This window comes from Methanobrevibacter sp. 87.7 (assembly GCF_002208625.1).
Lineage (GTDB): Archaea > Methanobacteriota > Methanobacteria > Methanobacteriales > Methanobacteriaceae > Methanarmilla.
Genome location: NZ_MRCT01000006.1, coordinates 1 through 23,400 on the forward strand (window position 1 = coordinate 1; position 23,400 = coordinate 23,400).

19 protein-coding genes and 1 riboswitch are annotated in these 23,400 nt (G+C 23.9%); of the genes, 1 reads left to right on the top strand and 18 read right to left on the bottom strand.

Going from position 1 to position 23,400, the window contains the following annotated elements; genetic code table 11:
* Nucleotides 1–308: 308 nt before the first annotated feature.
* From BGI41_RS00590 to tes, 9 genes are all read right to left on the bottom strand, one after another.
* Nucleotides 309–1,589, bottom strand: a complete 1,281-nt coding sequence (locus BGI41_RS00590) for a tRNA (N(6)-L-threonylcarbamoyladenosine(37)-C(2))-methylthiotransferase (protein ID WP_088538333.1) — start codon at nt 1,587–1,589, stop codon at nt 309–311.
* Nucleotides 1,590–1,804: 215 nt separating this feature from the next.
* Nucleotides 1,805–2,434, bottom strand: coding sequence for an HVO_0476 family zinc finger protein (locus tag BGI41_RS00595; RefSeq protein WP_088538315.1), 630 nt, complete (start codon nt 2,432–2,434; stop codon nt 1,805–1,807).
* Nucleotides 2,435–2,719: 285 nt separating this feature from the next.
* Nucleotides 2,720–3,208, bottom strand: a complete 489-nt coding sequence (gene hacB, locus BGI41_RS00600; protein WP_088538316.1) for a homoaconitase small subunit — start codon at nt 3,206–3,208, stop codon at nt 2,720–2,722.
* A gap of 196 nt (nt 3,209–3,404) precedes the next feature.
* Nucleotides 3,405–3,794 carry a hypothetical protein gene (locus BGI41_RS00605; RefSeq protein WP_088538317.1) on the bottom strand — a complete coding sequence of 130 codons (390 nt, stop codon included), beginning with the start codon at nt 3,792–3,794 and terminating at the stop codon, nt 3,405–3,407.
* A 32-nt stretch (nt 3,795–3,826) separates the two neighbouring features.
* Complete coding sequence (locus tag BGI41_RS00610) at nt 3,827–4,528, bottom strand: hypothetical protein (RefSeq protein WP_088538318.1); 702 nt, start codon at nt 4,526–4,528, stop codon at nt 3,827–3,829.
* Nucleotides 4,529–5,241: 713 nt separating this feature from the next.
* Nucleotides 5,242–6,378, bottom strand: coding sequence for a cation:proton antiporter (locus tag BGI41_RS00615; RefSeq protein WP_088538319.1), 1,137 nt, complete (start codon nt 6,376–6,378; stop codon nt 5,242–5,244).
* 124 nt (nt 6,379–6,502) lie between these two features.
* Nucleotides 6,503–6,591: riboswitch (Fluoride riboswitch) on the bottom strand.
* 315 nt (nt 6,592–6,906) lie between these two features.
* On the bottom strand, nt 6,907–7,893 hold the full coding sequence (locus tag BGI41_RS00620) for a beta-ribofuranosylaminobenzene 5'-phosphate synthase (RefSeq protein WP_088538320.1): 987 nt from the start codon (nt 7,891–7,893) through the stop codon (nt 6,907–6,909).
* A gap of 574 nt (nt 7,894–8,467) precedes the next feature.
* A complete protein-coding gene (locus BGI41_RS00625) occupies nt 8,468–9,448 on the bottom strand; it encodes a beta-ribofuranosylaminobenzene 5'-phosphate synthase (RefSeq protein WP_088538321.1) in 981 nt (326 codons plus the stop codon).
* Nucleotides 9,449–9,682: 234 nt separating this feature from the next.
* The gene (tes, locus tag BGI41_RS00630; RefSeq protein WP_088538322.1) at nt 9,683–11,212 is read right to left on the bottom strand and encodes a tetraether lipid synthase Tes; all 1,530 of its coding nucleotides are present in this window, start codon (nt 11,210–11,212) and stop codon (nt 9,683–9,685) included.
* 428 nt (nt 11,213–11,640) lie between these two features.
* Between tes and BGI41_RS00635 the strand changes: the two genes are divergently transcribed.
* On the top strand, nt 11,641–12,207 hold the full coding sequence (locus BGI41_RS00635; RefSeq protein ID WP_088538323.1) for a CDP-2,3-bis-(O-geranylgeranyl)-sn-glycerol synthase: 567 nt from the start codon (nt 11,641–11,643) through the stop codon (nt 12,205–12,207).
* Nucleotides 12,208–12,435: 228 nt separating this feature from the next.
* Here BGI41_RS00635 and BGI41_RS00640 read toward each other — a convergent pair whose 3' ends face one another.
* The 9 genes from BGI41_RS00640 to BGI41_RS00680 form a co-directional block, all read right to left on the bottom strand.
* A complete protein-coding gene (locus BGI41_RS00640; protein ID WP_088538324.1) occupies nt 12,436–13,476 on the bottom strand; it encodes a hydantoinase/oxoprolinase family protein in 1,041 nt (346 codons plus the stop codon).
* Between the two features lie 405 nt (nt 13,477–13,881).
* The gene (locus BGI41_RS00645) at nt 13,882–15,033 is read right to left on the bottom strand and encodes an ATP-grasp domain-containing protein (RefSeq protein ID WP_088538325.1); all 1,152 of its coding nucleotides are present in this window, start codon (nt 15,031–15,033) and stop codon (nt 13,882–13,884) included.
* 53 nt (nt 15,034–15,086) lie between these two features.
* Nucleotides 15,087–16,403, bottom strand: coding sequence for a non-hydrolyzing UDP-N-acetylglucosamine 2-epimerase (gene wecB / locus BGI41_RS00650; protein WP_088538326.1), 1,317 nt, complete (start codon nt 16,401–16,403; stop codon nt 15,087–15,089).
* A 230-nt stretch (nt 16,404–16,633) separates the two neighbouring features.
* Nucleotides 16,634–17,524, bottom strand: coding sequence for a tRNA pseudouridine(38-40) synthase TruA (gene truA, locus BGI41_RS00655; protein WP_088538327.1), 891 nt, complete (start codon nt 17,522–17,524; stop codon nt 16,634–16,636).
* Between the two features lie 185 nt (nt 17,525–17,709).
* Nucleotides 17,710–18,321 (bottom strand): ATP-binding cassette domain-containing protein, encoded by a 612-nt coding sequence (locus tag BGI41_RS00660; RefSeq protein WP_088538328.1) that lies wholly within the window; start codon nt 18,319–18,321, stop codon nt 17,710–17,712.
* Nucleotides 18,322–18,353: 32 nt separating this feature from the next.
* Nucleotides 18,354–19,298 carry an ABC transporter ATP-binding protein gene (locus tag BGI41_RS00665; RefSeq protein ID WP_088538329.1) on the bottom strand — a complete coding sequence of 315 codons (945 nt, stop codon included), beginning with the start codon at nt 19,296–19,298 and terminating at the stop codon, nt 18,354–18,356.
* Nucleotides 19,299–19,482: 184 nt separating this feature from the next.
* Nucleotides 19,483–20,346, bottom strand: coding sequence for an ABC transporter permease (locus BGI41_RS00670; protein ID WP_369829821.1), 864 nt, complete (start codon nt 20,344–20,346; stop codon nt 19,483–19,485).
* A gap of 9 nt (nt 20,347–20,355) precedes the next feature.
* Nucleotides 20,356–21,345, bottom strand: coding sequence for an ABC transporter permease (locus BGI41_RS00675; protein WP_088538331.1), 990 nt, complete (start codon nt 21,343–21,345; stop codon nt 20,356–20,358).
* Nucleotides 21,346–21,461: 116 nt separating this feature from the next.
* Nucleotides 21,462–23,090 (bottom strand): ABC transporter substrate-binding protein, encoded by a 1,629-nt coding sequence (locus BGI41_RS00680; protein ID WP_088538332.1) that lies wholly within the window; start codon nt 23,088–23,090, stop codon nt 21,462–21,464.
* Between the last annotated feature and the right edge of the window lie 310 nt (nt 23,091–23,400).

Here is a 23,400-nt window from a genome sequence, read left to right on the forward strand (position 1 = left end):
AATAAGCATAATAAAAGTTTAAAATAGAAAATTAAAAATATTAAAGTAAAAAAATAATAAAAAAAGCTAAATAGAGCCTTAAAAATTTTAAAAAAAATGGAATTTCGTTCGTATGAATAATAAAGAATATACTTAAAACTATATAAAAATTAAGAAAAAATTTAATAAAATAAAATGTTTTAAGAAAATTAACTTTTAGAAGATAAAAAAATAATATAAAAAATAAAGAAAATAAGATAATAGAAATATAAAAATAAAAATAATATTATAAAAAATTAAAAAAAAAAATAAAAAAAATAATTTAATTTTTAATCAACAATTTTTCCAATTAAATAAGTACTTGTAGTTTCAACTATTTTAACATTTACAAAACTACCAATTTCAGCATCATCTACAACTACTGGAAGATATGAATTAGTTTTTCCAATATATCCTCCTTTAGATCCTTTTTCTACTATAAGTGTTTCTAAAGTTTGACCTAAAAGACGATCATTTTCTTCTTTTGTAATTTCAGATATAATTTTAGTAAGTTTTTTAGATCTTTTTTTCATAACATCAAAAGGTATTGCTTTAAGTGAAGAAGATAATGCTCCTTTCCTATGTTGATATTTAGATAAATGAACAATACTTGGTTTAAGTTCATGAAGTAATTTAATTGTTTCATTAAAATCTTTATCAGTTTCAGTTGGATAACCTACAATAATATCTGTTGCAATAGTAATTTCTGGAATAGCTTCACGGACTTTACTTACAAAATCTTTATATTCACCAATAGTATGTCGACGATTCATTTCCTTAAGTACTTTATCACTTCCAGTTTGTACTGGTAAATGCATGAATTTATATACCTTTGGTAACTTAAATGCTTCAATTATTCCATCAACATCATCGAAAATATTTTTAGGGTGCATCATTCCAATACGTATCCTAAAATTTCCATCTAAAGAAGCCACTTCTCTAATTAAAGTAGATAGTTTTTCATGGGTATCATGACCAAATGCTGCAGTATCTTGAGCAGTAAGTTCAATCTCAACACAACCATTTTCAATAGCTTCTTTTGCTTCATTTTTAATATCTTCTATAGGATAACTATGTAATGGTCCACGAGCAAGTCTAGTACAACAAAAAGTACATTTACCCATACAACCTTCACATATTTGAATAATATGTACTTTTTTATCTTCACTAAATTTTTTAACTCCAACTTTAGATTTTTTAGATAAACCATCTTCCCTAAGTGTTTTACCATTATAAGCTGCTTTTACAACTTCTGCAGTTTTATCTAATTGATGTGGTCCAATCCAAGATGTACCTTCCTCTGTAATCTTATCAATTTTTTCAGGATCTATTTCAACCATACATCCACTAACAATAACCTTCTTATCAGGATAAGTTTTTTGTAATTTTTGAATCCTATTTGTTACTTTACTTTCTGTTGGAAGTTTAACATAACAAGTATTTACAATAATAACATCTGCATCTTCTACATTATCAACAAGTTCCATATTATTTTTAGCTAAAACACCTGCCATAATCTGAGAATCTGCTTTGTTATAAATACATCCAAATGTTTCAATAGATACTTTAATAGCCATAATAATACCCTTAGTTTAAAAAAATTAGTAAATTTCCAGTTAAATATAAAAAAATTAAAATATATTCTTAAAATAATTAAAAAAAGTTAATTAATATTTAATTAACATCAAAATACAGAATTTAAATAATTAAATTAAAAAATTATTAAATTAATTAAAATCTAAATAGCTTATTAATAATTTAATTAAAACTTAAATAATTTAAATATTTAATTCCATTTCATAGTTTTTTTAACAATATTATCAGTTAAATTATAATCATAAGATTTTAAATCAATAGGTTTTGTATATATTCTTTTAATATGATCTGCATTTACAGAACCACTAGTAATTTTTCCTTTATCTGTTTTAATAATATGAACTTTTAAAATAAAATCTTCTATTTTAATAATATCATTAGTAGATACTTCAAAATCCCTATCAGTATCTATTTTATAAGATTGAGTTTCACCTTTTAAATCAATAGATAATCCAAATCTTGCTGGAATCTCTAAAGATGAAGCCCAAATAGTTTTAATATCTTTAACAATAGCAGATTTTACTCTTCTTTCATCAGTTTCAATAGATTTAACTCTAACTTGTCCATTATCCGTAAGTAAAACACTACCAATACTAATAGTTTCATCAGGATATAAATCAATTACTGATTTAATAGATTGTTCATTTTCACTTATAATAATCCTACATGGAATAGGACTTGATTGAGTTATTCTATCTTTAAATACATGTTCACATTCATTACATTTTAATAAATAATCATTGATTAATTTCTTTTTAGACGAAGTTTCTTTTGATTTTAAGACCGTAAGATTATCTGATCCACAAATTGGACATTCCATTTTTAATTCCTCTAAATAATATTTTTAATTAAATAATCTACATTATAATATTAATAATTTAAAATAAGTAGATTAAACCCATCATATATAATAATTAATAATTTTAAAAAAAATTAAATAAAAAATAAATTTATAATTTGTTTTATAATTGTTTTAATAATAAATAATTTATAGTTTACTACTATAATTTTAAAAAATAAATTTATAATTTATTTTTAATTCTATTATAAAAAATAAATTTATAATTTACTACTTAATATTTCATAAAAAAAATAAACTTAAATTTTATTCTGTTTTATTTGCTAAATAATGATTTACTAAACCACCATCTTCTAAGATACTTAACATAAAATCTTTAAATGGTTCAAATTTAACTGTTTCACCAGTAGTTTCATTAGTTAAAATACCTTTACTTAAATCAACAGATACAATATCTTCATCTGATGCTTTAATATCAGCAGTAATTACAGGAAGACCAATATTTACAGCATTCCTATAAAAAATTCTTGCAAAGGATTTTGCAACTATTGCATCTACACCTGCAGTTTTAATAGCTACAGGAGCTTGTTCCCTAGAAGAGCCACAACCAAAGTTTTCATCAGCAACAATAATATCTCCTTTTTTAACATTAGCAGTAAAATCAGGTCTTTCACCTTCTAATACATGATCTGCTAAATCTTGAGGATTAAATGTTCTAAGATATCTACCTGGAATAATTAAATCAGTGTCAATATTTTCTCCAAACTTCCAAACTCTTCCTTCAATTTTTTCCATTTTAATCACAAAAAATTTTATTATAATATTATATTATAAGTTTCTATTTTTAAATCTTTGTTTAAAAACATTAATTTAGATATAATAATTAAATAATTTAAAAAACTTTTCAAAATTTTAAACATTAAATAGTTAAAAAATAGCTAAATTTAAAAAATATAAAATAATTTTATTTAAAAATAGAAAAAATATAAAATTATCCAATATGACCCCATTTTTCAATAGCTTTCTGATTATAATAATCAACTTTATCTTGATCTATATGTCCATTTTCATCAATAACAGACTTATCGGAATTAGGATCTGATGAATAAACAATATTATCTTCATCATATTTAGAATTTGATTCAGCATAAGAATTATAATTATCAGAATCAGAATATTCTACAGAATCAACATTATCTTCTACTGAATTATTTATATTATTATCCATAGTTTTATTTGTAGAATTATTTGTTGTATTATTAATAACTGTTTTATTAATTTTAGATTTATTATTATTTTCATAACTTGTAAAAACAATTAAAATAGTACTTAAGACAACTATTAATACAAGCAAAATAATTAATATTTTTTTAATATTCATAAACTTAACCCCCCAAAAAATAAAAAGGAAAATTATCTCATATGTCGTATATCATAAGTATTTCCTTCCCTATCTTCATAAATACCATCACTTCTTTTTTTAACTTCTGCTTCAAATTGTCCAGCATAATGATAACCATCATCAGAATCTACAGAAGAACTTTTATCATTTGATTGTGAAGAACTACTTGAGTAATCATGATTTCCAGTATTATCAGAATTACTAGAAACAATAGAATCATTAGTGGAATTAGTTATATTAATTGAAACATATTTAATACTGTTTATCATATGTTCAAGAATATTTTTATTTTTAGTAATAATAATCATATTATCATAAGTTGCATTATTACTTAAAAACGTCATATAATAACCAGTATTTTTATTAAACCAAACAGTTTCATTAACAAGAGTCATTTGCTCTGAATTTACTTTATATGAATCTTTCATTGCAGCAAGTTGAATACTATCTTTTAAATTTGAAGATAAAATATCAGAATAATTATTATAATAAATTATAGTCAAATCATATTTAGTATCATTTAAAACAGTTATATTTTGGCCAATGGTTTTATTAGCAATATTATTAGAAATAGGAACATCAATAGAACAAGTAGAATTTAAATGAAATTCTTTATAATCAATTTCTAAATTACTAAAAAAATAAACTCCAATAATTGAAATTAAAATAATAATTATTACAACAAGAATATAAATTATTTTTTTATCATCCATACATATTCCCCCATTAAAAATTTATATTATATTTATATTCAAACTTAAATATAATTTTTTTTAAAAGAGAATATATTTTATAAACTTAATAAAAAACGATAAAACCCAATTAATTACATAATAAATTTAAAATATTTTAAAAATAGGAAATATAAAAACATCATGTTAAATTTAAATATTCTAATAAAATTTATATTGATATTTAATTATCATAATAAATTTAATAATTTTAAAGGCATGGATTTTAATCAATATTTAATCAAATATTTTATTTAATAAAACAATTTAAATAAATGTGGAAATAGAGGTTTTTAATATAAAATACTAGATTTAATCTAATATTTCATAAAATAAAAATTTCATTTTATAAACTAAATTATATTATTAAATAACTAATTTTATTAAACTAAATATTAATAGGGTTTTTAAATTAAATAATCAATATTTTTATTGTTTTTAAACAATAACTAATTTTATTAGAATATCAACAGCTTTAACACTTTTTAATAATGTCGATTGTTTTATGAAGAATACATTTAAACCTATAAAATATAGATTTAAACTAAAATTTTATACATATGTAAAAAAATGTAGAAAATTCTAATTAAAAATTAACTTTCATAGTATATAAAACTTTTTAAAAAATTAGGATATACATAAAAATTTATAATTTATTAATATTCTCAAAATAAACTAAGAAATATAAATAAAAATTATAACTCATTAATATCCTCAGAATGAACTGGTGAATACCATTTTTCCGCGACAAATGTAGGTAAAACAGCACTTAAAACTAAAACCCCAGTTAAAACAGAATAAACTGTTTGAGAAATTACACCATTATTTAAACCAAAAACTGCAGCTACAAGACCAAATGTTAAACCAGTACTCATCATAAGAGTAACATATTCATAAGAATCTTTAAGATAATATTTACTAATACTATAAACACCAATGAATTTAGCAATTTGACGTACTGCGAATATAACTACAAATATAATAATTGATGATAGAATAAGAGCTATAGAAACTTTCATACCACCTACAATAAAAAATATAGGAGTAATAACTGCAAATGCAACTGTTTTAATACGTGACTTAACTTCTCCTTTATCTTCAACTTTAAAGTAACTAGATAAAACAACACCTAAAATAAATGCAGGAAGTATTGCTTGACCACCACCTAAACTTCCAAGAAAAATAAATCCAAGTAATAAAAGGAATATATATTTAATTTCAACCTCTGCAAGCTTATTTCTAAGAAGTTTTGAATAAAAAATTTTATTAGAATATTTATATGCTAAATATATAATAATAGCTGAAGCAGAATAGAATATAACTGTATTAATATCTGTTTTCATAAATAATAAACTTAAAACAATAGCAGTTAAAAGATTTCCAATAAATGTAGCAACCATAATAAGTTTACCTAAATCATATTTAAATAAGCCTTTTTCTGTTAAAACAGAATATACAACAGAAATAGAAGTTTCAGATAATGCAGTAGCAGTAAGTAATGATTCTAATAAATTCCAACCAATACAATAATATGCAAGTAAAAATACTCCTAAAAAGGGAGCTATAAATGATCCAAGACCAATAAGAAAACTTTCTTTAAATTTATTTTTTAATAGTTTAACATCAACTTCAGTACCTGCAAGAAATGTTAATAAAACACCACCAAAACTTGCAATATAAACCATCCATTGTTCTGGTCTGATAATACCTAAATTACCAGCAACAACACCAAGAATAATTTCAATAATAGTAACTGAAATACCCCATTTAATTGAAATTAGACTAGCAATTAAAATAAGTAAGCCTAAAATTAATGGGAAAACATCTACCATAAACTTTTCCTCCAAATTAAAAAAAAAATTGCTAAATTTAAGAAAAAGTCATCTAATAATATGGGAATAATTAAATGAATTTTATGGTTCTGATGACTATAAACTCTTAAATAATAGCAATTCAAGTTAAATAGGAAGTCATCAGTTAAATCTTAAAAAAAGTTTAACGGTTCTGTAAATTAATACATGGCGAACCTCATCACCAAATTATAATTAAATTATTGCTAAAACTAACAGTAATTAAATTATAATATAAACTACTATATAATGTTTAAATATATAAACTTTATGAGTAAAAAATTAAACAGCTTAACAAAAGATTTTAATAAATTAAAAAATTTATAATAGTAAAAAATTAAAAAAAACACAAAAAATACTTAAAATAATTAAAAATAAAACTAAAAAAAACACAAAAAATAAGAAAAAAATCTAAAATACCCATAATAATTAAAAATAAAACTAAAAAATAAAAAAGCAAAAAAATAAGAAAAATAAAAAATAGGGCATAAAAAAAATAAGATAAAATAATTATTTACATAATTCATATCCATGATTTTGAGCTTTAGTTACAAAAACTATCTCATCATCACCAAGATAATCCTTAGTTGCTTTTACAATATCTTCATTTTCTTTATCAAATACTGTATAAATTGCAGGTCCAAATGAACTCATACCTACACCATATGCACCATTATCACGCATATATTGCATAAGATTAATGAATTTAGGTGGTTGAAGTCCAACTTCAACTTTTTTAAATCCTCTTTCTTGAATTGCATCAACACAATGTCCAAATTCATAAATATTATGTTCAAGCAAAAATGGAATTAAATTCATGAAAATAATATGAGACATTTGTTCTACTTCGCTTTTAGATACAGGACAATTATTTTGGAAAATATTAACTTCTCTTTGACCATGTACATGATCATTATCCTTAGGTATTGCAACTAAAACATTCCAATCTTCAGGAAAATCATAATGTGCAATAAGTTGAGGCGGTCTTGCTTTAGATGCAGAAGAAGGTAAAAATGAACCTTTTTCTTTTAAACTATGTCCCCCATCAACAATAAAGCCCCCGTAATCAAAGGAAAAAGTACCAATACCAGAAGTACCTCCCCTTCCAACAATATTAGCTAATTTAACAGATTTTTCACTTTGCCCAATTGTTTCTGTAATAATTTTAGCTGTAGCTAATGCCATTTGTGTTCCAGATCCTAAACCAGAATGTGTAAGATAAGATTTTTGAACCTCAAAATCAAATCCATAGTCAATATCATAAAATTTACATACTTTTTCTGCAGCTTCAATGATTTTACTACGGCATTCTAGTTTAGTATCCCCACTAACTGTGTTACTAAAATCAACTGTAATCTCATTAGAGTTAGTTTCTTCTCCTTTTAATATAAAATTTGGTTGATTTATAGTAAAGCCAATTCCTCCGTCAGTTCTACCATATGCTCCACTCATATCAATTAGACACATATGAAGACGAGAGGGTGTTTTAATAATCATATTTAAATGTTCCCGATTGTTTTTTTAGATAAAATAAATCAACAGTGTTTTAAAATTTGAAGATTTCACATTAAAAAATCAAATTTAAATACCGTTTTTAGTAACTAATACTTTTTTATAAACTATATATATTAAATTTTTCTATACGATTTTAATAAAAAAACTTTTAAATAAGTAATATATATGTCAATTAATTGTTTGTAATGAATTAAATAAAAGTTCATTAAAAGAATAAACTTTAGGTAAAAAATACATTATAAAAATTAATAATAAAGAAAATATATTAAAAAATTTTGAAAATAAGAATAAAAATTAGGTTAATAACTAAACTAAAAGATATTATAACTTTAAATAAATAAACAAAATACAATTTAAAATTATAAGATAGTTAAAATCTAAAAGGTAAATAAAAATATTAAATTATTATAAAAAAATGAATTTAATAAATTAATAAAAAATTATGAAAAATTAAAATTGAAAATAAAACTATTATAATAATTCTAAACATTAACTAAAACTTCACATTAAAACATATAATAATTTATAAATACAAACTAAAACTTCACATTAAAACTTATAATATTTCATAACCATGATTTTGAGCTTTACTTACAAATACAATACCATCATTACCTAAATACTCTTTAGTTTTCTCAACAATATCTTTATTATTATCATCAAAGAATGAATATAAAGCAGGACCAAATGAACTAATACCTACACCATATGCACCGTTATTATAGATAAATTTCATTAAATCTTTTGTTTTATCATTTTGTATATCAATACCTACTTTATTAAACCCTTTATACTGCATTTCATTAACAGCCCTACCAACTTCAATAATATCTTTTTCAAGCATGAAAGGAATAAGATTCATGAAGATAATATGAGAAATTTCATTAACTTCTTTTGATGGAACAGGACATGCTTCTTGAAATACATTAACCTCATGTTTACCATTAACACTATCCGATTTTGGAATTGCAATTAAAATATTCCAATCTTCAGGAAAATCGTATCTAGCAATAAGTTTAGGTGGCTTAGCAGCTGAAGCTGAGGAAGGTAAAAAATCAGGTTTTTCATCTTTATTATGACCACCATCAACAAGAAAACCACCAAAATCAAAAGAATAAGTACCAATACCAGAAGTACCTCCACGACCAACAATAGTAGATAAAACTACTGCACCTTTATGAATATCTAATAATTCAGTTACAATTTTTGCTGTAGCTAAAGCAATTTGTGTTCCAGATCCTAAACCAGAATGAAGTAAAAGAGATTTTTTAACTAAAAAATCAAAACCATAATCAAAATCATAATAATTTAATATTTTATTTGCAGCATCATTAATCTTTTTAGTATACTCTGCTTTAATATCATTACTTAATTCTTCTTCAAAATCAACAGTAATTTTTGAAGAATCAGAAAGATTTCCTTCTAAAATAAAATTAGGCCTATCTAATGTAAGACCAATTCCCCCATCCATTCGTCCATTTGACCCATCCATATTAATAAGAGCCATATGAAGACGAGAAGGTGTTTTAATAATCATATTTAAGTGTCCTCAATTGTTTTTAAAATATTAATAAATATATAAGTAAATATTCATTATAAATTCTATTTAACATATAATTTAAACTTTTTTCATAAAAAAATAGCCCATATAACATATAATTTAAACTTTTTTCATAAAAAAAATAGCTTAAAAACAAATTAATATTATATAAATAGATATAATGAAAAAATTAAATTAATAAAAATAGTAAATAAAAAAATTAAAAAAGAATTATGCTTCTTTTTGTAATTCTTCAATTTTTTCTCTTTCTTTTCTGTTTAATGGAACTGAAAATTCTTGTTCAATACCTTCCCTAAATCTAGAATTCATAGTACAGAATGGTATAATTCTACCATCAGGAACTGCATAATGAATAATACACCTTTGTACCCTATCTTCATCGAAGTTATAAGGATCCATAAAGTGCATACAAGAAATTAACATTGCATTAGTAGAAAATTCACCTAAAGCTTCATAAGATTTGTTTTTAAATACATCATATAATATATGTTTAATATTTAATCCAGAAGGTGCTTTATCAGTATCTATAAAGTCAGATAAATTTTTAATTGCACTAGCTGCAATTCTAGTTTTTGCAGCAAATTTACCTTCTTCAATTTTTTCAGCACTTTCATCTAAGAAGTTTAAGAATGCATCAACATCAATAAAGTCAGTAATTGGAATAAATTTTTGATTTCCATCTTCATCAGTATCAACAAATACATAAGTTGCTGAACCACAATGTTGGTGACAATTTAACATAACTGGATCAACACTATCATCCATAGCATATATAAATCTTGTAACTGGTTCAACAGATGATGGTGGATAAAATGCATCAGTAGTAACTTGATGATCTAATTGTCTTTCAACTTCTTTTTCAAAGTCAGGAATAGTAAATCTTTCTTTTTCAACTAAATCAGTGTCAATTCTTCCTGCAAATGCAACAGGTTGGAAATTTGCACCATAAATAATATCTCTATTATCAAATGCAAATTTAATAATATCTCCAATTTGTTGATCGTTAACACCTTTAACTAAAGTAGGTACAAGTACCATACCTAATTCAGCTTCACGACATCTTTCAATAGCATCTAATTTTTTAGGAAGTAAATTTTTACCTCTATTTGCAATATAAGGTTCTTCAGTTACACCATCAAATTGCATATAAACAGTGTTAAGTCCTGCTTCTTTAAGTTCTTCAGCATATCCTTTTTTACTTCCAAGTCTAATACCATTAGTTGCAATTTGAGTATGTACAAATCCTTCTTCTTTTGCCATAGCAATAAGTTCAGGAAGATCACGTCTTACTGTAGGTTCTCCACCAGCATATTGGATTGCAGGAGTAGGAACAGGTTTAAGATTTCTTAAATTCCTAAGCATCATCCTAATTTCTTCTTGAGTAGGTTCATATAATCTTTTACTTACAGCTGCATTAGCAAAACATACTGGACATCTAAGATTACATCTATTTGTAACATCAATTAAACCTAAAACAGTAGATGTTTTATGTTCTTCACATAATCCACAATTATTAGGACAACCGTGAGATTTATGGACTTGAGGATTTTCTACTTGTGTAGTGGTAGTAACAAAGTTATTTGCTTTGTTATAAATATCTGCATCACTCCAATAAGTGTTTACAAATTCACCATGTTCATCACAAGTTTTTTTAATCATGATTTTTCCGTTTTCCTCATAAACTTCAGCATCGACAGGTTTAAAACATACTGGACATAAACTTTTAGTTTTTTTAATCAAAAAAAATCACCACGAATAAATTTTATTCCTTATAATTAATAATTAAAATAATTAATAATATATTAAAATTAATAATATTAAACCATTTAAAATCTTAAAATTAATAATAAAATCATTAATAGTATTAAATTTAATAAAAAATAATAATATAAATATAAATTGATTATATTAAATAAGTATTATTTTTAATCTTATTTAAATGTATTTAAATTAATAAATTATTTAAAAAAATAGATGAAAATTGTATAAAATAATATAAAGTATATAATTTTAATAAACATTCAAATAAAAAAAATAAACTTTTATAATAATAAAAAAATAAGTATTAATTTAAATAAAAAAATAAACTAATATAAAATAGTGGAACTTTTATAAAAAATAATTTCAAATTTAATTAAGAAAATAACATTAGAAAATTGAGGAAAAATATGAACTTTGATTTGTATAATATAGGTATACTTATTGCAGTATCCATTTATTTTATACTACCTGCTTATCTATCAAATAGTAGTGCTCTAATTTTTGGTGGAGGAACACCACTTGATTTTGGTAAAAAAACTAAAGATGGTATGGAACTTATTGGACCAAGTTGTACATGGAGAGGACTTATTGCTGGAACAATTATTGGTGGTATTGTAGGTGCATTACAAGGAGCATATACACCTTTGCTTAAACAAGCATGTAATAATTTAATTCCATTTATAACATATTCTGGAACTATAAATGGATTATTTATAGGTTTAGTACTTGGATTTGGAGCATTAATAGGTGATGCTCTTGGTAGTTTTATTAAAAGAAGACTAGGTATTCCAAGAGGACATTCAGCACCAATACTTGATCAAATAGATTTTGCAGTAGTTGCATTAATATTCGTTTCATTTTTCGTTCATCTTACAATTGAACTTGTAATAACTATATTAATTATTACTATATTCATACATCTAATTGCAAATACTATTGCTTATTTAATTGGAGCAAAAGATGTATGGTACTAATCTCATAACTAAATGGTTTAAATACCATTTTATTTTACTATTTTTAAAAGATTTTTTAAAACTAATTTTAACTAATTTTATAATAAAAAAAATTCAACTCTAAAATATAAATGAAAATAATATTTAAAGCTAAAATAAATTGTTAATTAAATAAAAACAATAAAAAAAGCACAAAAATAAGATAAAAACTAAAAAATTAAATAAAAGTAAAATAAAAAGAATATAAATTTAATTATTTCTTAAATATTCTTCCATAAGAATTGAAGTACCTACTGCAGGTGAAACAACACATTCATCATCAGTTAAAAATTCATTCATAGATTTAACATTTAATCCTAAAGATTCTGCTGCAGGTTTATCTAAAATATCTTTACCAAGTCCAGTAGTAACTATTGTATCAATATTTTCCCTTTTAGATACTTCATCAATTGCCTCTGCAATTTGGCTTATTTGAGCTTTATGTATTGTTTCACATAACTGTTTAATATCCTCTTCATTTAACATATCTAAATCTGCACATAAAACTCTTGCAACACGTCTTGCACATTCAATTTTAGATTTACCTTCACCATCATAAGTACCACATACATAATCATCTTCACTAATTAAGTCAAGAATCCTATAGACATCTGCAGTTTCTGCAAATAATTCAGAACCTACTCTATAATTAACAGTTTTACCATCTTTTGTAAGAGGTACTTTATATAAAAATGAACAAAGATTAGTTCTTAAAGTTCCAGTATATACTAATTCATCAGTACCTAATCTTTCCATATCTGAACGACCTTTAGCACATTCTTTACCATTTTTAACAGGAATAATATCAGTAGTAGTACTTCCAGTATCTACAAAAATACAATTATCAGAAATTTTTGCAGCAATAGGAGCTGTAGCAATCCAATTTGCAGCTGCTGCTTTTAATGGATCTTTTTTAATACGGTCAATATCAAATACACCATCAATAGTAACAAAACCTAATGGTAAATCAAATAGATCATTAACTTTATTTACAATATCTAAAACTCCTTCTTTTTTAGTTTCATATGCATCTACAAGTTCTGCAGTCATTGAAATACCAATACCATCAAGTTCATCAACTGGACAAATTTTCTCAATAAGCTCAGTTAAAACAGTTTGTAAAGTATCATTATCACTCCACATTGGTAAATATGATAAATCAATTTTTATATTTTTAATTTCTCCATTATCAAAATCAATAATAGCAACTTTAGTGTTTGCTCCACCAATATCAAATCCTGCTATTTTCATTAGAATAACCTCTATAATTTTTAATAAACCACTGTAAAAAATATATTATTAATAAATACACAGTTAATAAACATATTTAATTATCTATAAAAAAATCATGATTAAGAAAAAATACACTAGTTAATAAACATATTTAATTATCTATAAAAAAATCATGATTAAAATAAAATTTAGAATATTATTATATAAAATATCCAATTTTTAACATTTTAAGTTTTTATTATTCAATATAAATAATATTAACTAATTTTAAATTACTTTATAAAAAATCATGAAAAAATACAAAACTAGAAAAATACTAGAAAAATTAAAAAAAAAAAAACAAAATCATAAAAAAAACAAGAAAAAAAAACTAAAAAAAATACAAAATCATAAAAATAAAAATAAGTAAAATTTAATAAAAAATTAAACAGTTTCTATATTTAATTGACCATTCTTTTTAATAAATTTTACACCTGATTTAAATGAAAGATTATCAATATCATCAATAGATAATTTACCATCAATTAAATCTAATATAGTTTGTCCAATATTTATGTTTAAAACTTTCCTAAGACCTACATAAGGTGTTGTAAAACGTGAATTTATTTCAATAACATATGGAATATATTCACCATCTTCTTCTTTTACAATTAAATCAACACCAACAAATCCTTTTAAACCTTCAATACTTTCAACTACTTTTTTAGCAACATCAAATATTTTATCTTTAGCTGGGTGATTATAAGGCAATTCTCCACCAAGATAAGTTCCTAAATCATTTTCTAAATTAACATGTTGTTTATTTAAACTAATTGGTAAAGCTTTTACTCCATCAGAAAGAAGACTTACACTTAATACTTCCCCTTCAATAAATTCTTGAATTAATATACCATTTCCTTCTGGAAAAAGATTATCTAATTCATCAATATCTGATTTATTAGAAATAATTTTAATTTTTTCACAATCTACACCATTTAATGGTTTTGCAATTAATTTAGTTTTAATTTCTAAATCATCAGGAATAGGACCTACATCACAACTTTCTCCAGGAACATTAATTGCTTTAAGATTATATTCAATAGGTTTTTTCCAATAGATTTTTGGATCATTTATAACTTTATATGTTAAAGGTAAGTAATCACACTTATATTGTAATGCCATAAATGTTTCAAATTTATCTGAACAGATTCTAGTTGATTCTGTATCAGAAACATAAAGTTTTACATTATTATCTTCTAAGAAACGTGTAATATCATATAAATTATTATCTTCTTCAGAAGAAATGAAAATAGATCTACTAAATTTAGATACATTATCTATTAAAAAGTCCTCTAATGCATTTTCACTTTTATCTTCATCTAATATAATTAAATGAATATTTTTTTTATCTTCTCCAAGATAAGAATATTTTTTACTTAATAATAAGTAAACATCTTCATTTACTAAATCATCAACTAAACCACTAATAAGAGCAGCAGCTTCAGAACTTATACATAAATCATCTAATCCAGTAGCAGTATAATACTCAAATACCAATATAAAATTTTTATTTACATTACTTAAATCATATTCCATAATATCATCTATAAATAGCTATATAAATTGTATATTAAAGTTTAATTCTAAAATTAATTAGAATATTTATTAAATAGTATAATTGAATCTTTAATATTTATATTTTCTTGTGGGAATACCATATTATCATTTTTATAAATTACTCTTACTAAAGAATTATATTTATCTTCAAATTCTTTAACAGTAATATCTTCAGATACTTGTTTCATTTCCACTTTAAATCCTGAATAAATGGTTTCAGGAGCTTCAATTTTTAGATTATTATTTTCATAAGCATTTTCAATAACATCTAACATTTTACTAGCAGCATTACCATTACCATAAGGATTTTTAGCATTTTTCATTTTATTATAAAAATCATTATCATTTAATATTTTACTTGCTGTTTCAAGAATATAATTTTTATCAGCACCTACAAGAATATTTCCACCAGCTTCTACAGTTTCAGGTCTTTCTGTATTATATCTTAAGGTTAATGCAGGTACATTAAGAGTAATTGCTTCTTCCTGAAGACCTCCAGAATCAGTTAAAATTATTATAGATTTTGAAATTAATACTAAAAAGTCAAGATAACCAATTGGTTTTGTTATATGAATATGTTTTTCATTAACTAAATCATCATAAAGTCCAAATCTTTCTAATGTTTTTTTAGTCCTTGGATGAATAGGGAAAACAATATTAAAATCTTTTAATTCATGTAATGCACCAATAATATTATGTAATCTTTCTTTATCATCAACATTTTCTGCTCTATGCATAGTTAATGTAATAATATTATCTAAATTTTCAAGTCCTAAATCATCAATAATGGTACTTGTTTTTTCAGCAATCTTAAGATTTCTATAACATGTGTCAACTACACTATTACCTGTTATAAATATATCTTTTGGAGAATATCCTTCAAGAACTAAATTAATAGCAGATTCTTCTGTTGGAACAAAATAAAAATAAGAACAATCATCTGCTGCCATTCTATTAATTTCTTCAGGCATAGACACATCAAAAGATCTAAGACCTGCTTCTACATGACCTACTGGAATGTGAAGTTTTTGAGCAACAAGTGCTCCTGCAAGTACTGCATTTGTATCCCCTTGAACAAGTACAATATCAGGTTTTTCTTTAATTAAAACTTCTTCAATACCTTTCATCATAAGTCCTGTTTGTTTACCATGAGAACCAGAACCTACATGAATATTATAATTAGGTTTTGGAAGTTCTAAATCTATAAAGAAGTCTTCACTCATTTCTTTATCATAATGTTGACCAGTATGAATCAAAAGTAATTCATGTCCCCTATTTTGAATTTCATCAATTACTGGTGCCATTTTAATTATTTCTGGTCTAGTACCTAATACAACACCAATCTTCATATAATCACCCTTTAAAATTCTAAATATTATAATATTAAATTTTGTATTAAATAAAATTTATTTTTAAATATCTATATAATTATTTATATTTAATAATAAGTAAAATTCAAATTAAATTATCAAATATTAAATAAAATACAATTATATTAAACATTTAAATAATTTATATACCTCTAAAATATTCAATGAAAAATATTAAATAAATAATAAAACCATAGGAAAATACTTATTTAAAAACTATTAAGCATACACTCTACTATAGAATATTTTCTTTGATAATCAACAAGTTCTGAAGCAAGATAACGTTTAAATTTCTCAACTGCATAATCATCATAAGTAAATTTAATTTTATCATAAATTGTATCCATTAATATTAAGTTTTCAGCTTCAAGAACCTTAATATGTGCTCTTGGTTCATCTTCTTTAGGATTTAAATAAGATTCTATTTGATCCATAGTCATATTACCTACAGCATACTCAGTAAATACACGCATCATTTTACGAATCATATTCCATAAAAAACTTTCACCATAAATATCAACAAAAATTGGAGTATAAGTTTCATTAAGATTAGAAAAATCCTGATTACTATTAAAATTATTAGTTTTACAGTTACGTAGCATACGTTCATCAGGTTTAATATTAGGAGATGAAATATTTATTTTATCAATTGTTCTTACTGTAGTTTTCTGAAATCTTTTAGTAAAATTTGTAAAATTATGCTTACCTTCAAACACTCTTGCTACTTCATTTAATTTATTAATATCTAGATTATTTCTAAATAGAATATATCTATACCATCTCTGCTTTGCATATCTTGGTTTAAATCCATATCTTACAGGTGCAGTTCCAAGGAATTGAACATCATCTGGAAGATAATTATTAATTTTATTTATATGAATTTCTTTTTCAGTTTGAAAACTAATAACATTACCTAAACTATTTACACCAGCATCAGTCCTACCAGCTATACGGAATCTTGCATCTTTAAGATTATCAATGTAACCAATTTCAGTTAAAGTATCTATAATTTCACCTTCAACTGTTCTAACATCAGGTTGTCTTTGAAAACCACTAAAACCTGAACCTATATAAGCTACTTTAAATGCTGTTCTTTTCATAATATCACAAAAAAATAGTTTAATTAAATATACTTTATTTCTATTTGAAATCATTTATATTTATTATTAATTATAAAAAAAAACTTGAAAAAAATAGTAAAAAAACACCCAACATTTAACTAAAAAACAAAAAACTCGAAAATAATATAAAAAATAAATTATAAAAAATTATTAGAAAAAATAAGTTATTGCTTATTTAAATCATCTAATAATATTGTTCTATCAGTTATTTTATTAAGTAATTTATCATCATGACTTACAACTAAAACACCAATATTATATTTTTTTGCATATTTTAGTAAACTATCCCATATTTGTACTTGAGTTACAGCATCTAACATAGTTGTAATCTCATCAGCAATAATGAATTTTGTTTTAGGATTTAAAGCACGTAAAATACTAAATCTTTGTAATTCACCTCCAGATAATTCAGAAGGATATCTATTGAACCATTCTCTTTTTATACCAAATTCATTTAAAATTTTTTCTGATGGATTCCAAGATTCTTTTAAAATATCCCCCATATTCCAACGAGGATTCATTATTTTTTCAGGATGTTGATAAATTAATTGAATAGGATTAAAACCATTTTCAATAGATTTATTGTTTAATAATACATTACCTTTATAAGAATCAATAAATCCAGTTAAAATTTTACAAAAAGTACTTTTTCCAGATCCACTATCACCAAATAAACCTAATATCATACTATTATCCATAGTAAAGTTAATATCATTTAATACCATATTCTTTGAATTATATCCAAAAGATATATGTTCTGCTTTTAATGTTTCCATATAATAACCCCATATATTTTATAAATAATTACCTAATTAATAATAGGATAATAACATCTTACAAGACTTGTTCCAATTTTAACTAATGGAGGTACTTTTTTTAAACATTTATCTGTTTTATATTCGCAATTATCTTGATAAGGACATCCTTTAGGAATATTTAAATAAGATGGTTGATGACCATTAGTTAATTTAAATCCATTTTCAGGTAGTGCATTAAATAATGCTTTTGTATAAGGATGTAAGAGATTTTCATTATTATATTTAAAATTTTTAGTTTCTGTAACTTCAATTATATAACCTAAATATAAAATTGCAATCCTATCACTTGTTTTAATAGCTGTATCAATATCATGAGTAATTAAAATAACACTTACACCTTTATCTTTTAAATCAATTAAATCAGTAATTGTTTCATCAACTGATTTCTTATCTAAACCTGGTGTAGGCTCATCTGCAATAATTATTTTTGGATTATTTAATAATGCTGTTGAAATTAATACTTTTCTTGCCATTCCCCCTGATAATTGATGAGGGTACATATCTCCAACAGTTTTATCTAAATTATATCTTTCAAATATTTCTTCTTGTTTTTTTAATTTTTCATTCTTTAATGATTCATCTTCAATATACCCAATAGCTTGATATTTTATTTTCATTAAAGGATTTAAATAATTTACAGACTGAGGAATCAAACTAATGGTATTACCTCTTAATTTTTCTTTTAATTCATCAGTTAATTCTTCATTCTTATAATACATTAAACCATTAACTTCTGCATTAGGTGGTAATATACCAAGTATTCCATGTGCAAGTAAACTTTTACCTGAACCACTTGAACCTAAAACTGCTAAAATCTCATTTTCATACAAATCAATAGTTAAATCAGATATAACATTTAATTTCCTTTGTTTAAGACCTTTAAAATATTGAGTAAATCCTATTGAAAGATTATCAACTTCTAATAATTTATTCATTATTTAACCTCCAATAAATCATAAATAATTATATAAACTCTAAAAATTTTTCCTATAATAAATGATAGAATTAAAGAACCACATAATTTACAAAATTAATCATATTATAAAAACATAGCAAAAATTATATCATTTATAAAACTACAAAAAAACCTAAATCATATTATAAAAACATGAAAAAGAATCATGTATTTGTAGTTTGAGGATTTAATAATTTATGAACATTTTCACCAATCAAATCAAATAATAAAACAATAAATAACAATGATAAACCTGGATAGAATGCTAACCACCATGCACCAGTACTTAAATATCCCATTGCTTCAGCTAATATAATACCAATTGCAGGTTCATGTGGAGAAAGTCCAAAACCTAAAAAGGAAATACTTGCTTCATGCATTATAGCATGTGGAAACATTAATATTACACCAACTATTATTTGAGAAATTACAAGGGGAAAAATATGTTTTTTAATAATCCACCATTTACTTTTTCCTAATTGTTCAGATAATTTAATAAATTCTGTAGTTTTAATCTTTTTAATTTCAGCTCTTAAAACTCTTGCAAGGGGAGTCCAATGTGTTAATCCAACACCTAAAATCACACCATAAAAACCACCACCACAACTAATAGAAATTAATATTATAAGTAATATATGTGGAATTGAACCAAATAAATCAATTACAGATGCTACAAATTCATCAGCAACTGAATTAACACTAGATAAAGAACCAAGAATTATTGCAATAATAGTACTTATAACAGATGCAAATGCACCAACACCAATACTGATACCTAATCCTAAAATTGTTCTTACAAACATATCTCTACCCATCCAATCTGTACCAAATATATGTTCAAATGATGGTGCTTGATTAATGTTTGAAAAATCTGTTGTAAGTGCTGTATTAGGATTAATAAAGAAATTACTTAGAAATATTGAAATTAAAATCAATGATGCCACTATAATTATAAAAAGAGTTTTAACTCTTAAATTTGCATGATACAAAAACCATGGTTTATTATTTTTTTTATTTTTAAACATAATTTAACTCCTTTAAACATCAAAAGATTCATTTTCTTTAGTTCTTGGATCTACAAAGTAATATAATATATCTGCAATAAGATTTCCTACAAATACAAATACTGCACTCACAAGAACAATACCAAGTAAAAGAGGAACATCACTTTGAAGACCTGCAGCTACAGCAGTTTGTCCAATTCCAGGATATGAAAATACCTGTTCAACAAGTACTGCACCACCAAATAATTCACTGAATGATAAAAATTGAAGAGTTAATGCAGGAAGTAATATATTTCTTAATGCTTGTCTTTCAATTAATGGCCATCCAAATTCTCCTCTTGCTTTTGCAAATAATACATAATCAGAAGATAATACTTCAACCAATTCATTTCTAGTATACATTGCAATAGGTGCAACACCTACAAGACTTAATGTTAATACAGGAAGTACTAATCTTGCTAACCATTGCCATATTGTTACATTAGATTCCATAGTTCCAATAGGAACTCCAAGACCAATTGGGAACCATCCTAATTCAACACCAAATATTATTAATATAAGTAAACCAATCCAAAAAGAAGGTGCAGATTGTAATATATAACAGTAAATCTTAATTATTTTATCAATCCAACTGTCTCTATTTTTACCTGCTACAACACCAAGGAAAAATCCAATTAATCCACTAATAAGCCAAGATAATAACATTAAAACTACAGATGCCTCAAATTTTTCAATAATAACTTGAGAAACAGGAACACGATAAATTAATGATGTACCTAAATTTCCTTGTAATAAATTTATTAACCAATTCCAAATTTTAGTAGTAATTGGTTGACCTACACCCCAATATTGTTCAAGTGCTGCTCTTTGAGCTTCACTTACTGAAGATTGCTGAAGATAAATATTTACAGGATCTATAGGTGATAAATCAATAAGAATAAAATTAAAAATAGCTACCGCAATCATCAACAGAATAAAATGTATTGTTTTATTTCGAATAAAATAAAGTACCTTCTTATTCATTAAAAAATAACCTCCAAAATTAAAATTATATTTAAAAAAAGAAATTAAAAAAAGATAATTTAATATTAATCAAAAATTATCTTTTTAAAGTATTTAAAAAATATTAATAAAATATTTTATGTTGTTTTATTAACACGTGTCCAATTACAAATATTTTCCATATAATCTTGACCCATTTTAGGTTCTTGACCAATATTAACATTATTTTTAACAAAATAACAGTAATCATAATCTACAACCCACAACCATGGTGCATCTGCAGCAGGTCCAAAACCAGAATCAGTATTAATATATGCAGCTTGTTTCCAGTATGAATTTGCTTGAGTTTGACTATTACTACTCATAGCTTGATCAAGAATAGCATCTACAGCAGAATTGTTATATGCATTAGGATTCATGTAATTATCTTCTGAAAAATTATTTTTACTGTAATATTGTTGGTATATATTTCTATAAGGATTATCTGAAGATTGTTGCATTACAACAGCATTACTATACATATTTTGGTAAATTGTATCCCAATCAGTACCATTTAATTTAATTTCAATACCTAAATCTTTAGCTTGTTCTGAAACAACTATTGCTAATGATTGTCTGGACTGATCTTTAGATGCATAATATAATGTGAAAGATGCCTTTGTTCCATTTTTCTCACGTATACCATCACCATCAGTATATTTCCATCCAGCAGTTTCTAAAATTTCTTTAGCTTGTTGTTTATTAGAATCATTTACTTTAGCTTGATTATTTGCATAAGGTAAGTAATCTACACCAGTATATTCAACTTTAGCATGTCCTTTATATACAGAATCAATAATTTCAGAACGATTTAAACCTATATTTAATGCTTTCCTAATTGCAGGATCAGCAGTAACATTATTTCCTACTTTATGATTATTATTAGTTTTTAAACCAGTGTCATTCAAATATGGAAGAGAAATACCTTGTGCACGTGTACTTGGCATATCTACTAATTTATAATTATCAACAGTTTGATTTAAACTTGTAAATGGTGCTTGTACAACATCAGCCTGACCTGATTTAACAAGTTCAAATGCAGTATCTTCTTCAGGGAATAACATAGTAATTTGTTTAAAGTATGGTTTTTGACCATAATAATTATCATTTACAACAAATATTGCTTGTTGACCTTTGTCCCATTGTTTTAATTTATATGGTCCAGATCCAATAGGATTTGCCCCATATGTTTCATTATTATAATTTTTTTCAGGAACAATACCAATATATCTTAAATCATAGACAAAAGATGATTGTGGTTTTTTCAATTTAAAAACAACAGTAGTATCATTTGTTGCAGTAGCTTTTTCTAAATTAGACATATCTAATTGAGAATTACTTGTTCTTGCAGTATTAAATGTAAATGCAACATCACTTGCTTTAAGACTAGAATTATCTGAAAATTTAATATCATTACGAATATCAACAGTCCATTTAAGACCATCAGAACTTATAGTGTAATTTTTTGCAATATCACCAATAAAACTATCATTACCATCAGATTTCAATAAGGTACTTTGTACTAATGGATTAAAATTTAAATGCCCACAACCCCAACCAGTTAATGGATTAAAACCACTTTTAGGCTCACCTGCATGTCCTGGAACAGTTACCACTAAATGAGTTGGATCATCATCATGAGAAGTTCCTAAATAAGAAGAAATAGCCACAATAGTTATTATAACAATTATTATTATAATAATACCATATTTAAGTTTTTTATTCATTATAAACCTCCAAAATAAAAAAAGTATTAAATTAAAAATTATTTAAAAAATAAAAAAAGTAATAATTTCATTATATAAAATAATAAAAAAGTATTACTCATAATTAAATAATTATTAATACTTAATTAAAATATTAAAAAAATATTATATAAATATTTTGATTTAAATCCATTAAAATCAAAAAATAAAATAAAAAGTATTACAAATTATCTAAAAAAGAGTTAAAAAGTAATAATCATTAAAATAAATAAAAATAAAGTGATAAATTAAAAAAATTAAAGGAATAAAATTAATTTAAATTTAAATTTTT